This is a genomic window from Rhodoferax sp. LS1R11, assembly GCF_056521395.1.
This window is the reverse complement of the sequence record NZ_JBWMAW010000009.1, coordinates 149,233-162,139: the sequence shown is the minus strand read 5'-3', so window position 1 is coordinate 162,139 and position 12,907 is coordinate 149,233. Positions and strand designations below refer to the sequence as shown.

The window sequence follows — 12,907 nt, the reverse complement described above, 5'->3', positions numbered from 1 at the left end:
CATCTGAAGCGCGCAGAATTTGCTTTGCGCATCGTCATTTGCGAGGACCGTGCCACGCTTGAATAACCTAGGGAAAACACCGAGAAATAGCGATGAAAATTACCAGATATGAGCGCTTATGTGAACGGCTGAAGTGGTTCTTCATATGTTGTTGGTTCATCTGTATCTTTTGATGCATTGTTCAGATAGCATTCCATGCGACAAGTGTCTTATTTGAAACAGAACGCAATGACGGAACCGCATAAAAAGTCGAACAAAAATGATGACTACGCGTCTCTCTCAGACCTGGCATCTCGTATCCATTTCAGCGCGAAGGAAGGGCGCATCTGGCTGGATGACCAGCGCATGGTCTTGCTTCATGCTTCCGCTTTGGGGGTGCTGCGGCGTGAGCTGATTGATTCGCTGGGAATAGACAAGGCGCGTGGATTGATTTCTCGGATTGGCTACAACTCGGGCTCACATGATGCAGACTTGGCACGCAAGTTGAAGGGCTCTGCAAAGCCCAGTGATGCGATCCTTGTTGGTCCACGGCTGCACATGTTGGAAGGCGTCGCGCGGGTCGAACCGGTACGCCTTGAAGCGGATGTAGAGCGTGGACTCTTTTCCGGTGAGTTTAATTGGCATGGTTCGGTCGAAGCGGAGGAACACATTCACACCTATGGAATAGGTGCCGGCACTGCGTGCTGGCAGCAAGTGGCCTACGCGTCAGGCTTTGTCAGTCGCTTCATGGGTCGCCCGGTGATGTTTCGTGAAATGCAGTGCATGGCTCATGGCGCGCCGCATTGTGTGATTGTTGGCAAGCCGGTGGAAGAGTGGGGTGAGGCGGAGGTAGACCTTCGCGCTTTGCGGGCCGATAGTTTGACCAGTGGGCTAAGCGTTGCGAATCGCCCGGCTAGCGCGCAATCTCCTCAATCTCTGCTTGACGACGTGGATGTCGTTGGTGTCTCCGCTGGCTTCAACGCGGTTTGTCATATGGTGCGAAGAGCGGCGAAAACCCAGGCGACCGTGCTCTTTTTGGGAGAAAGCGGTGTGGGCAAGGAAGTCTTGGCACGCAGCCTGCACAGAATCGGGCCGCGGGGCCAGGGGCCGTTTATTGCGCTTAATTGTGCAGCCCTCCCCGAAGAGTTGATTGAGTCGGAGCTTTTTGGCGTGGAGAAAGGAGCCTATACCGGTGCGCTGTCGAGCCGACCGGGGCGCTTTGAGCGCGCGGATGGCGGCACTTTGTTCCTGGATGAAATAGGAATTTTGAGTTGGCCAGCCCAGGGTAAGTTGCTGCGGGCCTTGCAAGAACGGGAAGTAGAGCGCGTCGGTGGAACCAAGCCGTGTAAAGTGAACGTGCGTGTGGTTGCTGCCACCAACCTGGACTTGCGCGAGGCGGTCAAGGCTGGGACGTTCAGAGAAGATCTGTTCTACCGGCTGAACGTCTTGCCGGTGCACGTACCTCCCTTGAGGGAGCGCCGTGAAGACATACCCGTTTTTATGAATTACTTTTTGCGCAAGTTCAACCAACGCGATGGGCGTAGCGTGTCGGGCTTCACAGGGCGGGCGATTGACGCGCTGTTGGCCTACCACTGGCCTGGCAATATTCGAGAGCTTGAAAACCTGGTGGAGCGCGGAGTGGTTCTGGCGTCGGATGACGGGGCAATTGACATTACTCACTTGTTTGTAGGGGGGGAGGCGTTGGAGGGTGATTGGCTGACACTGAACCGGGACGGGTCTCTGCGCGCCAGCAGTCTGTCGCAGCAGGAAGCAGGCACACCGCACACGACGGAGGATTTGGGGCAGCGTGTCGTGATGATGCTGGGTGAGTCAAAAGATGCTGGCATTACACCGCTCGATGAAGTCGAGTCGGCGCTGATCACCAGTGCCATGAAGAGAACAGACGGCAATCAGTCTGCAGCCGCACGTCTTCTGGGTCTCAGCCGAGCGCAGTTGATCTATCGACTCAAAGTGCTTAGCCGCAGAGATGAAGATGCGCACAGAGACACTGGAACAGAACTTGCATGAAGTGTGCTTGGCTGTAAATATAAAAATATTCAACCTATCGATTAACTAAAGCCGTGGGTTGGCTCACTCACCTGTCTTGGATACAAATACATGGATCTTCGCCACCTCAAATATTTTTTGGCTGTTGCCGAAGAATTAAATATTGGAAAGGCAGCAGCCCGGCTGCATATTTCCCAACCACCACTCACCCGAAATATACGGGCACTGGAGAACGAGTTTGGCGTTGATCTTTTTGTGCGAACCGCCAAGGGCGTGGAGCTTACTCAGGCCGGTGCGATGTTCAAGGAAGAGGCTGCTAATATTCGCATGCTGTTGGAGGCTGCCATTGACCGCGTACAACGCGCGGGCGAAGGCAAGCTCGGCAGAATTGATATCGCCATATTTGGCTCGGCGATTTACGACATTATTCCCAAGCTGCTTCAAGCCTTCAAGAGCAAGCTTCCCGGTGTCAATATCGTTTTGCACACCATGAACAAGAGTGAGCAGATAGAGGCGCTGCGGCAGCGGAGGATCACGGTGGGCTTCAATCGCATGACCTCGCCGGAGCCGGATATTGGCCGAGAGCTGGTGGCTACAGAGAGGCTATTCATCGTTCTGCCAGAAGGTCACCCGCTGAGCAAATTAGCGGCTATTCCCTTTCGGGCCCTGGGAGAGCACCCGCTGGTTTTATTTCCCAATGTAGGACGCCCTAACTTCATAGACCGCGTGTTGGAACTTTGCAAGCAGCAGGGGTTTGAGCCTAGCATCTCGCAAGAGGTGGGCGATGCCGTCACGGGTATTGCGCTGGTTGCCCGAGGTTTTGGCATCACACTGATTCCTGAGTCAGCCGCTAACGTCGTACGGGTTGAGGGAACTGTCTACAGGCCCTTGGCCGACGCGCCCCAGGCGGTGGTTGACCTGAGTTGTCTGTACCGGGCCAGCGATCAGTCGCCGTTGTTGCAATCCTTTTTAACGGTGGTGCGGGACTACCGGGCTACTACCTCTGTTGCTTAAGGGCGCAAAGGCTGCAGTTGCGCGTCAAAGTCATTGAGCTTGGGAAAGGACATGGGTTGCAATGTGTCCAGTTCATCCAGTGTTTTGGTGAACTGGTGCAAATAAGTTTCACGCGCAGCTTGGCTAACGTAAGGCACATGCCATGCGACAAAAGGCGGGAAAACGGTCATGCCGGTATACGCCAATGTGCCCTGCAACAAGGGTCGTAGCATGTCGTTGAGCGGCCCATGGATGCCGCCTTTCGATAGCATGTGTTCCTGGCCGCCAATGGTGGTTGATAGCAGTACACGTTTACCCAAGAGGCCGCCACGGTCATAGAAGCGCTTGCCTCCATACACCAGGCCAGATACCAGCACGCGGTCTATCCAACCTTTCAATATGGCAGGTGTAGAAAACCAGAATATGGGGAAATTCAAGATCAGCAGGTCACACCACAACAGCTTGGCTAATTCATTGCGCACATCGACGGGCAGGCTGTCGGTTTCATTCGCATGGCGCTGTTCCAGTGCGTACACCAGGTAGTCCGGTTGTTTGCGGTTCTCAAAGTCAGCGGCAGCGGCAACCGGGTTGAAGCCTGTGGCATAGAGGTCAGAGACGCGGACCTCATGGCCTAACGATCGGAGGTGATAGGACGCGGTGGAACACAGGGCCGAAGAAAATGACTTGGGTTCCGGATGGGCGTGGACAATAAATACATTCATGGGATATGGTGTCTAGGCAGGGGCTGTGGTGAGCGAAGGCGCGGCGCTGGCCTGCCTGCTCTGAATTTCGGCCAAGCGCATCTGGCTGGCGGGCACGCCGCCAATCGACCAGTATTGCGGTGGTATGGGCCAGCAGCCACCGCGAACATTGACGCGCTCCGAGCCCAGGATATTCGCCACCAGATGGGTAAAGCCTTCCAACAACTGGTGGCATTCATCGACAGGGCGTCCCTCCAGCACCAGGAAGTGAAAGTAGGGCGCATCCACCGGGCTTGTTGCCACCAGTTTGCCGCCCACGGCAGCATGGCTGGGGCTGTGGAGGTGTGCGAACACACGCACACGGTCTATGGGGCTCTTCAACACATCAGCATACATCTGACTGGCAGAGGTCAGCAGTTCGGCTATCTGCGCATCGGTGTGAATTTTCTCGACCAGATGAAATTCTAGTATCGGCATTGCTTCAACCTTATGGTGTTGTCGTTCAGGAAATACCCTTGCGCCTGCCTGCATCCATGAAGAGGGTGCTGCCTGCAAGTGCATCCGCTTCAGGGGCCAGAATCGTGGAAATGGCCCAGGCCACTTGCTCTGGTGTGGTAAATGCGCCAATGGCAGACTCTGTTCGCATGATGTCCAGCACCTGGTCCGGCGTCAGGCCATCTCTGAGCGCACGGTCATTGGCAACGCGTCGCAGGCGCTCGGTATCTGCCGGGCCGGGGGCAATGAGGTGGGAGGTCACACCCCGCGCCCCATAGGCCCACGAAAGCTGGCGCACCAGATTGGTCAATGCTGCATTGGCCACCCCTGCCGTACAGGCATAGGCACTCGGCTCGAAACCGTAATGTCCTCCAATGGCCACCAACCGGGAGCCGCGAATCAGATGAGCGTCCACGGCACGGACCAGTCGGAGCATGCCGCCCACCTTGATGTTGACCGCATCCACCACGGCGTCGGTCGGTGCAGTCAAGACACCCCCAGCCGTGGCAACACCGGCACCTTGGACCACCATGCGCACGGGGGCATCCAGGCAGGCGCGGATGGCATCGATGGCGGAGTCATTTCCAATATTTGCCACACAGGGCCGTACGTCATTGGAAAAGGCCGCCAATTCCTTCAGCGTCTGGTCCGTACGCGCAACGGCGACCACCTTTAAACCGGCCGCGAGCAACTTCTTTGTGATAACCGTGCCCATGGCACCGGTGCTACCAATGACCACCGCAATTTCTTTTGTACTCATGAAGTCAATGTCCCAATCCAGCGGCGTGGGCCTTCAATAGTCCGCGCTCTTTGGCCATGGTCATCGCCGTGTCTTCGATCATGTCCTCCTGGCCGCCAATCATCTTCTTGCGACCCAGTTCCACCAGGATGTCGCGCGCAGGCACACCGAAGCGTTTTTCGGCACGCTTGGCATGCAGAAGGAAGGTGGAGTAAACCCCGGCAAAGCCCAGCGTGAGCGACTCGCGGTCAACCCGCACCAAGTGATCCATCATCGGAACAATGATGTCCTCAGCCACATCCATCAGCGAAAAGAGGTCCACACCGGTTTCAATGCCCATGCGGTCACACACTGCGAGAAAAACCTCCAGGGGTGTATTGCCTGCACCGGCACCAAGCCCTGCCACCGAGCCGTCAATGCGGCTCGCGCCGGCTTCAATGGCCGCAATGGAGTTGGCAATACCCATGCCCAGGTTGTGATGGCCGTGAAAGCCGATTTCCGTTTCTGGCTTCAGCACTTCACGCAGCGCGCTGACCCTGGCTTTGACGTCGTCAGGCAGCATGTAGCCCGCAGAGTCGGTGACGTATATGGTCTGAGCCCCGTAGGACTCCATCAGCTTGCCCTGCTGGGCCAAGTTGACCGGATTGTTCAGGTGGGCCATCATCAGAAAGCCCGTGGTGTCCATGCCCAGTTTGCGCGCATAGGCAATATGCTGTGGCGAGGTGTCCGCCTCGGTGCAATGGGTGGCGACATGCACGCTGCGTGCACCGCAATCGTATGCAGACTGCAATTCCCGCATGGTGCCCAGGCCTGGTATCAGCAAGACAGAAATTTTTGCCTGCTTCATCTTGGGGACAACAGCCAGTAAATATTCTTCATTGCTCGCCAACGCAAAGCCATGCTGCAGGGAGTTGCCGCCCAAGCCACCTCCATGGGTCACCTGAATCAGAGGCACTCCGGCTGCATCCATTGCGCTGGCAACTTTCACCATCTGTTCAATCGAAATTTGCTCACGTTTGGCATGCATGCCGTCGCGCAGGCACATGTCATGCAGCAAGACCTTGCGGCCTTTAAGGTTGGAATCACTCATTACACGGTCTCCATGGCTTTAAGCTGAATTTTTCCTGAAATTATTTCTTCTGCAAACATCTCGGCGGTCCGGCATGCCGCCGCCGTCATGATGTCCAGATTGCCTGCATATTTAGGCAGATAGTCACCAAGCCCCATGACCTCCATGAATACGGTGACGCGTTTGCCCTCAAAGACGGGGCCATTCACCAGGCGGTAGCCGGGGACGTACTTTTGCACTTCCTTGATCATCTGCAACACCGACTCGATGATGGCTTTTTGCTGCGGCTCGTCTTCGGTCAGGCAGTTGATGGTGTTGCGCATAATCACCGGTGGATCGGCCGGGTTGATGATGGCCAGTGCCTTGCCTTTCTTGGCACCACCAACTTGCACTATCGCATTGGACGTAGTGAAGGTGAACTCGTCCAGATTGGCGCGGGTTCCCGGGCCTACCGATTTGGAGGAAAGGCTGGCCACAATTTCGGCATAGCCCACGGATTGGATGCGTGATACAGCGTTCACAATCGGTATGGTGGCCTGGCCGGCGCAGGAAATCATGTTGACATTCATCTCGCACTTGTCGGCGTGTTGGCGCAAGTTCACTGGCGGCACGCACAGCGGTCCAATGGCGGCCGGTGTCAGGTCGATCATCATCACGCCTAGCGCATTGAGCTTGCGCGAGTTTTCGGCGTGCACATAGGCGGAGGTGGCGTCAAAAGCGATTTGAATGCCGTCTTCCAGGACGTGGGGCAAGAGGCCATCCACACCCAGGGCGGTGGTCTTCAGGCCCATGCTGCGGGCGCGTTCCAAGCCTTCGGAATTCTCGTCAATGCCGACCATCCAGACCGGCTCCAGAACCTTGCTACGCTGGATTTTGTAAATCAGATCTGTACCGATATTGCCGGAGCCAATCAGGGCACATTTTATTTTTTTCATGTTGTCTTTCTCGTAATTTAGGATATTGGTTTCTTTTCGGCACGTTCGCCAGCGGTCACTCCCGCTACAGCAAAGTCTTCCAGACCATGTTCGGTGATCAGGATGCGAACGGTGTCCTTGCTGACGCCCAGCGCAGTGGCTGCGGCTTCTGCCACGGCGGAAACGACACGGCGTTTTTGCTCGACCGTACGGCCGGTCATGAGATGCATCTCAATGATGGGCATATCTTTCTCCTCCTATTTCTTTGCACTGTCTTTGCTTGCGCGTTGCCTGGCAGGCAGGTTGTTAGCCAAAACGCACGGACACACTTCCGAGTTCCTGGTAGCGCGCTGATATGTGGTCGCCGGGCTTGACGGCCACGGCTTCGGTGATGCCGCCGCTCATCACAAAGCTGCCGGCGGGCAGGTCTTCGCCGAGCTCGTGCAGTACCTTGACCAGCAGCGCAATGGCATCGGCCGGGTTCCCCATCACCGCAGCGGAGGCCCCCATGGTGACAACTTCGCCATTTTTCTCCATGACAACACCCAGTGTGCTCAGATCGATTTCGTGGGCGTAGCGCGCTCGACCTCCGGCCACATAGCGTGCCGAAGATCCGTTGTCGGCCACCACGCTGGGCAGGTCAAACTTGAAGCCCGAGAAACGCGAGTCAATCACTTCAATGGCGGGCAGTACGAAGTCGGTGGCAGCCAGCACCTCGTCGCGTGTGACCTTGGCTCCGGCCAGACGTTCCTTGGTTACAAACGCCACTTCGCACTCCACGCGCGGATGCACCAGGTCACTGGTTTGCACCACCGAGTTTTCGGGCCTGGCCATGTCCGCCAATAAGAAGCCGATGGAGGGCACATGCACGCCCATTTGAATCATCTTTGCCTTGGAGGTCAGGCCGGCCTTCCAGCCCACTTGGCGCCGCCCCTGTGCAACCCATCGGTTGCGCAGTTCAATTTGCACCGCATAGCCATCGGCCAGGTTCATGCCGGGAAAATCGTCGGTGAGCTTGGGGATGGCGCAGGCATTCAGTTGGGCCGTTTCGATCCGGTCGGTCAGCAGCAAGATGTTGTCGCGGGTCAAGGTGGGGTTCATACAGCGCTCTTTCCATGGAAATGGGCGCGGCACATGCCGAGTCCGCCCACATGGCAAACCAGTTCGTCACCGTCGGTGACAGGAACCAGTGAAGATTGGGACCCAGAGAGAATGATCTCGCCTGCGCGGAAAGGAAGACCCAGGCGGCCGAGTGTGTTGGCCAGCCAAACCACGGCGTTCACCGGAGAGCCTTGAACCGCCACGCCCACGCTGGTGGAGTGGAGTTCACCGTTTTTTTGCAAAACCATACCAGCCATGGTGATGTCCAGTTTGCGTGGATCGCCTTTGGCATCGCCCAGGATGAAGACACCGCAAGAGGCGTTGTCGGCCACCGTGTCCTGAATCTTGATCTGCCAATCCTGTATGCGTGAATCTACAATTTCAAAACAGGGCGTGACATAGTCCGTCGCACGGATCACGTCGCTGGCCGTGATGCCAGGACCGACCAGATCGTGTTTCAACACAAACGCCAGTTCAGCTTCTGCCTTGGGTTGTATCAGGCGGCCCAGATCAACGCCTTGGGCCTCGGTGCACAGCATGCCGGAGGTCAGTTGTCCAAAGTCAGGTTCGTACACACCCAGGAAGTCCTGGATGGGCTTGCTGGTCACGCCAATTTTCTTGCCGATGATGGACTCGCCCGCGTCGATTCGGCGGTTGACCATGCGGGACTGAATGGCGTAGGCGTTTTCAATGGTGATGCCAGGTACGCTTTCCAGCAAAGGGCGCACCACACGCCGCGCCAGCCAGGCCTCATAGAGCAGATCTCCATAGGCTTCGATTTTTTGTTGATCCATGTTGCCTCTTAAAACTTGATACAAATGTTGCGCGTATCGGTATAGAACTCCAGGGAGTGGACGCCACCTTCCCTTCCAATGCCGGACTGCTTGGAGCCGCCAAAGGGGGTGCGCAGGTCGCGCAGGAACCAGCTGTTCACCCAGGTAATGCCCACGTCGACGGCATGGGCCACGCGGTGGGCGCGTCCGAGGTCATTGGTCCAGATGGTGGTGGACAAGCCGTATCGGTTGGCGTTTGCCAGGCTGACGACTTCCGTTTCGGTATCGAAGGGGCGGATGTGGCAGCAGGGGCCGAAAATCTCTTCCTGCACCACCGATGCGCTCTCTGGCAGGTCGGTCCAAATGGTGGGTTGCACCCAGAAGCCGCTTTGCAGCGCGGTAGGCATATCGGGTACACCACCGCCAGTTACCAGGGTGGCCCCTTCGGCGATGGCCTTGGCGTAGTAAGACAGCACCTTTTGCCTGTGCTCTTGGCTGATGAGTGGGCCGTAGTTGGCACCTGGGTCGTTGGGACGTCCGTATTGGACCGTTTCGCATTTCTTTTTGAGGGCCGCGACAAACGGCTCAAAAATGGAGCGCTCCACATAGACGCGTTCGGTGCCCAGACAAACCTGGCCGGTGTTCATGAAGGAGGAGCGGAAGATTCCTTCGACTGCATCATCAAAGTTGCAGTCCGAGAAGACGATTCCGGCATTTTTTCCGCCTAATTCAAAAGACACATCACGGATGCCATTGGCCGCCGCTTTCATGATGGCCGTGCCGGTGCGCGTCTCACCTGTGAAGGTGATGGCGTCGACGCCTTCATGTTGGGTGATGAATTCACCGGCTGCATTCGGTCCGAATCCGTGCACGACGTTGTACACACCGGGCGGGATGCCAACTGAATTCATGACTTCACCGAGCAAGGTCGCGGTTCGGGGGGTCTCTTCCGAGGGCTTCACGATGACGGTGTTGCCGCAGGCCAGCGCCGGGCCCACTTTCCAGGTCATGAGCAGAAAAGGTGCATTCCAGGGACTGATGACACCGATCACGCCTTTGGGTTTGCGCACGGCGTAGTTCAATGCGCCCCGTCCGTCCGGCGTATCCATCTGGAAGGACTCGGTGGGCACGTTCTTGACAATGTCGGCAAATACCTTGAAATTGGCCGCACCGCGTGGCACAAAAGCGTGGGCAATGACATGGTGGGGTTGGCCGGTATCGGCTTCCTCGGCCGCCACAAACTCATCAAAGCGCTGGGTGATGCCGTCGGCCACGGCATGCAGCATGGCCACACGCTTCTCAACGCTCATGCGGCCCCATTCACCCTGGAGTGCACCCCGCGCAGCGATGACGGCGGCATCGACCTCAGACAGTCCGCCCTCGGCAACCGTGCCCAGCAAGCTGTTGTCCAGTGGAGAGCGTTTTTCGAACGTTTTACCGCTGGTGGATGGGACAAACTGACCGTTGATGAAATGAAGTATCTCCTGCATAGCTTGCTCTCTTGGTTTGAATAGGTAGTTTTTTCAATGCGCCACGGTAGTTTAGGAATCGCTGCTTGTGCGGTCCAATACCTTCGGTTGGTATCACTCATACCACGATGGTATGAATCACTCGGCGTACAAGCGCGGGAATGTCCGCTGCGCAAATAGACAAGACGCCAACCCGCCTGAATCGCTATACTGTGTATTTGTACAGTAAAAATCAGTGATTTCTCATGGCTGCCCGCCCCTTGCTCCATCCCGCTGCCGACTTTGGTGACGCCGTCTGGCGCGCCGATGAGCTGGGCAGCGCCATGGGGACGACGGTGGCCACGGGCCACCCCGCGCTGGACGCGCAGTTGCCGGGTGGTGGCTGGCCGGTGGGCGGCATCAGTGAAATTTTGCAACTGCACAGTGGCCTGCAGGAGTGGCGCCTGCTCTTGCCCGCCTTGCGCCAGGTACAACGCGGGCCGGTGCTGCTGGTGGGCGCGCCCCATGTGCCGTTTGGCCCGGGCTTGGGCGGGCAGGGTTTTGATGCCCAACGCCTGCTGTGGGTCAAGGCGTCTTTGGCCAACGAGCGCCTGTGGGCGGCCGAGCAGGCCCTGCGCTGTGCCGATGTGGCCGCCGTGCTGGCCTGGCTGCCGCAGGCGCGGCTCGACCAACTGCGCCGCCTCCAAATTGCCGCGGCGGCGCACAACAAATTGTTGTTCGTGATGCGGCCCGCGCAGGCGCAAGGGGAGTCGTCGCCCGCCGTGCTGCGCCTCCTGATCTCGGGTTCGGCAGGGGCTGACAGCACGCTCGATGCCTTGCAGGTGCAGGTGCTCAAGCGGCGCGGCCCGCCGCTGGCGCACGTCCTGCAGTTGCCAGCCCGCCCGGCACGGCTGGCCACCTTGCTGGCCTTGAGTGCGGAGCAGGGCGCGTCTGCGCAAGGCGTTCAACCAGGAGGGCGTGATGCACTGGATTGCCTTGCAGCCGCAGCCTGAAGAGGCCGACGCCGCCTTGACCGCCCCCCAGCTCGCCGACCCCCTGGGGGCGCTGGGCTGGTGGGCCTTGCAGTTCACCCCCAAGGTGGCGCGGCTCGAAGACGCCTTGCTCATGGAAGTGTCGGCCAGCGAGCGCCTGCTGGGCGGGCGCCAAGCGATGCTGCGCCATATATTTACATCAAACAAGCCGGTAGCCTCCGTCCACTGTGCGCAGGCAGCTACATCTTTGATAGCGCTTGCCCGCCTGCAACTGACCAAGTCTGTGCCGCGCAAGCCGAATGAATTGCCGCTGTCCACGTTGGCCGCCGCCCGCGCGCACCTGCCCACGCTGGCGCGCATGGGCTGCACTTGCTGGGGCCAGTTGCGCGCGCTGCCGCGTGGCGGCGTGGCACGGCGTTTTGGTGCGCCCCTGCTGGATGCGTTGGACCGCGCCTACGGCGACAAGCCCGAGTTGTACCCCTGGCTGGAACTGCCCGACGTCTTTTTTGCCAAGCTCGAACTGGCCGCGCGTGTCGACAACGCCCCGGCCCTGATGTTTGGGGCGCGCCGCCTGCTGGCGCAACTGCACGTGTGGCTGCAGGCCCGCCAGCGCGGCATTCTGGCGCTGGAGCTGGGCTGGAAGATGGATGTGCGCCGCCAAGACGCCGCCCAGGGCCACCTGGTGCTGCGCACCGCCGAGCCCACGTTGGACATGAGCCATTTGCAGCGCCTGCTGGCCGAGCATCTGGCGCGTGTCACGCTGCACGCACCGGCCTTGTACCTGCACCTGCGCTCGCTGGAAACCGCCGCCCTGTCCGGCGCCACGGCCAGCCTGCTGCCTGACGACGTGCGCCAGGGCGACAGCCTGCACCATTTGCTGGAGCGACTGAGTGCCCGGCTGGGCGCCGACCACGTGCTGCACGCCGTGCCCTGCGCCGACCACCGCCCCGAGCGCATGCAGGTGTGGCAGCCCGCATCAAGAACGGCATCTTCCACTTCATTTGAACGTGCTATTAATTCAATAGCTACTCCCGCACGTCCTGCCTTGGCTAGAGGCCTAAAAGGCATAAAAAAACAAGAAAAGACCGATGTCCTGTACCCCACCTGGCTGCTGCCGCAAGCCCTGAAGCTGCCGGTGCGCCAGCACGTGCCGCAGTGTGAGGGACCCCTCACCCTGCTGGCCGGCCCGCAGCGGCTGGAGGCCGGGTGGTGGGGTGTGGCCCAGGACGATGGCGAGTGCGCCCTGCGCGACTACTTTCTGGCGCGCAGCGAGCAGATGGGGCTGCTGTGGATTTATCGCGAACGGCTAGGCGGGCAGGGTGGAGCGCAACGCCTGGCGGGCGCGCGGTCGGACTGGTATTTGCATGGGGTGTTTGCGTAGGGCGTTTGTCTGTCATACCAAGGCCAGCACCACTGACCCTATCGCGGTGACTGCGCCCAACGCCAGCACCCAGGATCGAATTCGCGTGGGCAGAACGATGGACAGCATGATCATCGCGAACCCGAAAAAAAAGACGCCGTTCCAGATGGCGGGCCAACCCTCCGAGATCACGATACTGCCTTGGCGTGTCTTGCCGACAGACCGCTCCTGCAGGATGATGAAGACGCCGAATGCAGCTACTGCAAAGGAGAGGCAGCCAATCAAAATCACTTCGCTCAGACGCGGTTTCCTGGGTTCTTGTTTGGTCGGTTTCAT

At 58.6% G+C, this 12,907-nt stretch carries 14 protein-coding genes; 4 read left to right on the top strand and 10 right to left on the bottom strand.

All coding sequences use genetic code 11. The features are described 5' to 3' along the window. Positions 1–195 precede the first annotated feature (195 nt). Positions 196–2,007, top strand: coding sequence for a sigma 54-interacting transcriptional regulator (locus AC097N_RS12705; protein WP_479581390.1), 1,812 nt, complete (start codon positions 196–198; stop codon positions 2,005–2,007). A gap of 90 nt (positions 2,008–2,097) precedes the next feature. Beyond that, positions 2,098–3,000, top strand: a complete 903-nt coding sequence (locus AC097N_RS12700) for a LysR family transcriptional regulator (RefSeq protein ID WP_479581389.1) — start codon at positions 2,098–2,100, stop codon at positions 2,998–3,000. Here AC097N_RS12700 and AC097N_RS12695 read toward each other — a convergent pair. From AC097N_RS12695 to AC097N_RS12655, 9 genes are all read right to left on the bottom strand, one after another. Then, positions 2,997–3,701, bottom strand: coding sequence for an NAD(P)H-dependent oxidoreductase (locus tag AC097N_RS12695; RefSeq protein WP_479581388.1), 705 nt, complete (start codon positions 3,699–3,701; stop codon positions 2,997–2,999). The two genes, AC097N_RS12700 and AC097N_RS12695, sit on opposite strands and share 4 nt — an antisense overlap. A gap of 12 nt (positions 3,702–3,713) precedes the next feature. After that, positions 3,714–4,157, bottom strand: coding sequence for a tautomerase family protein (locus tag AC097N_RS12690; RefSeq protein ID WP_479581387.1), 444 nt, complete (start codon positions 4,155–4,157; stop codon positions 3,714–3,716). 25 nt (positions 4,158–4,182) lie between these two features. Continuing rightward, positions 4,183–4,935, bottom strand: coding sequence for an SDR family oxidoreductase (locus AC097N_RS12685; RefSeq protein WP_479581386.1), 753 nt, complete (start codon positions 4,933–4,935; stop codon positions 4,183–4,185). Positions 4,936–4,939: 4 nt separating this feature from the next. Then, entirely contained in the window at positions 4,940–6,004 is a 1,065-nt protein-coding gene (gene dmpG / locus AC097N_RS12680) for a 4-hydroxy-2-oxovalerate aldolase (RefSeq protein ID WP_479581385.1), read from the bottom strand. Then, positions 6,004–6,918: an acetaldehyde dehydrogenase (acetylating) gene (locus AC097N_RS12675; protein ID WP_479581384.1), complete on the bottom strand. Its 915-nt coding sequence runs from the start codon at positions 6,916–6,918 to the stop codon at positions 6,004–6,006. The genes dmpG and AC097N_RS12675 overlap by 1 nt, the downstream gene beginning before the upstream one ends. A gap of 17 nt (positions 6,919–6,935) precedes the next feature. Beyond that, the gene (locus tag AC097N_RS12670) at positions 6,936–7,142 is read right to left on the bottom strand and encodes a tautomerase family protein (protein ID WP_479581383.1); all 207 of its coding nucleotides are present in this window, start codon (positions 7,140–7,142) and stop codon (positions 6,936–6,938) included. Positions 7,143–7,203: 61 nt separating this feature from the next. After that, entirely contained in the window at positions 7,204–7,998 is a 795-nt protein-coding gene (gene dmpH / locus AC097N_RS12665; protein WP_479581382.1) for a 2-oxo-3-hexenedioate decarboxylase, read from the bottom strand. Beyond that, positions 7,995–8,792: a 2-oxopent-4-enoate hydratase gene (gene dmpE, locus AC097N_RS12660; RefSeq protein ID WP_479581381.1), complete on the bottom strand. Its 798-nt coding sequence runs from the start codon at positions 8,790–8,792 to the stop codon at positions 7,995–7,997. The genes dmpH and dmpE overlap by 4 nt, the downstream gene beginning before the upstream one ends. Before the next feature lie 8 nt (positions 8,793–8,800). Then, positions 8,801–10,261, bottom strand: coding sequence for a 2-hydroxymuconic semialdehyde dehydrogenase (locus AC097N_RS12655; protein WP_479581380.1), 1,461 nt, complete (start codon positions 10,259–10,261; stop codon positions 8,801–8,803). 224 nt (positions 10,262–10,485) lie between these two features. Between AC097N_RS12655 and imuA the strand changes: the two genes are divergently transcribed. Together imuA and AC097N_RS12645 are read left to right on the top strand one after the other, a co-directional pair. After that, positions 10,486–11,232 (top strand): translesion DNA synthesis-associated protein ImuA, encoded by a 747-nt coding sequence (gene imuA, locus AC097N_RS12650; RefSeq protein ID WP_479581379.1) that lies wholly within the window; start codon positions 10,486–10,488, stop codon positions 11,230–11,232. After that, positions 11,201–12,592: a Y-family DNA polymerase gene (locus AC097N_RS12645; RefSeq protein ID WP_479581378.1), complete on the top strand. Its 1,392-nt coding sequence runs from the start codon at positions 11,201–11,203 to the stop codon at positions 12,590–12,592. Before imuA ends, AC097N_RS12645 begins: the two co-directional genes overlap by 32 nt. A gap of 12 nt (positions 12,593–12,604) precedes the next feature. Here AC097N_RS12645 and AC097N_RS12640 read toward each other — a convergent pair whose 3' ends face one another. Further along, complete coding sequence (locus AC097N_RS12640; protein WP_479581377.1) at positions 12,605–12,907, bottom strand: hypothetical protein; 303 nt, start codon at positions 12,905–12,907, stop codon at positions 12,605–12,607.

Bases quoted from the DNA above. Each gene is read 5' to 3' on its own strand.
- AC097N_RS12705 (WP_479581390.1), top strand. From the start codon at position 196: ATGCGACAAGTGTCTTATTTGAAACAGAACGCAATGACGGAACCGCAT.
- AC097N_RS12700 (WP_479581389.1), top strand. From the start codon at position 2,098: ATGGATCTTCGCCACCTCAAATATTTTTTGGCTGTTGCCGAAGAATTA.
- AC097N_RS12695 (WP_479581388.1), bottom strand. From the start codon at position 3,701: ATGAATGTATTTATTGTCCACGCCCATCCGGAACCCAAGTCATTTTCT.
- AC097N_RS12690 (WP_479581387.1), bottom strand. From the start codon at position 4,157: ATGCCGATACTAGAATTTCATCTGGTCGAGAAAATTCACACCGATGCG.
- AC097N_RS12685 (WP_479581386.1), bottom strand. From the start codon at position 4,935: ATGAGTACAAAAGAAATTGCGGTGGTCATTGGTAGCACCGGTGCCATG.
- dmpG (WP_479581385.1), bottom strand. From the start codon at position 6,004: ATGAGTGATTCCAACCTTAAAGGCCGCAAGGTCTTGCTGCATGACATG.
- AC097N_RS12675 (WP_479581384.1), bottom strand. From the start codon at position 6,918: ATGAAAAAAATAAAATGTGCCCTGATTGGCTCCGGCAATATCGGTACA.
- AC097N_RS12670 (WP_479581383.1), bottom strand. From the start codon at position 7,142: ATGCCCATCATTGAGATGCATCTCATGACCGGCCGTACGGTCGAGCAA.
- dmpH (WP_479581382.1), bottom strand. From the start codon at position 7,998: ATGAACCCCACCTTGACCCGCGACAACATCTTGCTGCTGACCGACCGG.
- dmpE (WP_479581381.1), bottom strand. From the start codon at position 8,792: ATGGATCAACAAAAAATCGAAGCCTATGGAGATCTGCTCTATGAGGCC.
- AC097N_RS12655 (WP_479581380.1), bottom strand. From the start codon at position 10,261: ATGCAGGAGATACTTCATTTCATCAACGGTCAGTTTGTCCCATCCACC.
- imuA (WP_479581379.1), top strand. From the start codon at position 10,486: ATGGCTGCCCGCCCCTTGCTCCATCCCGCTGCCGACTTTGGTGACGCC.
- AC097N_RS12645 (WP_479581378.1), top strand. From the start codon at position 11,201: ATGCACTGGATTGCCTTGCAGCCGCAGCCTGAAGAGGCCGACGCCGCC.
- AC097N_RS12640 (WP_479581377.1), bottom strand. From the start codon at position 12,907: ATGAAACCGACCAAACAAGAACCCAGGAAACCGCGTCTGAGCGAAGTG.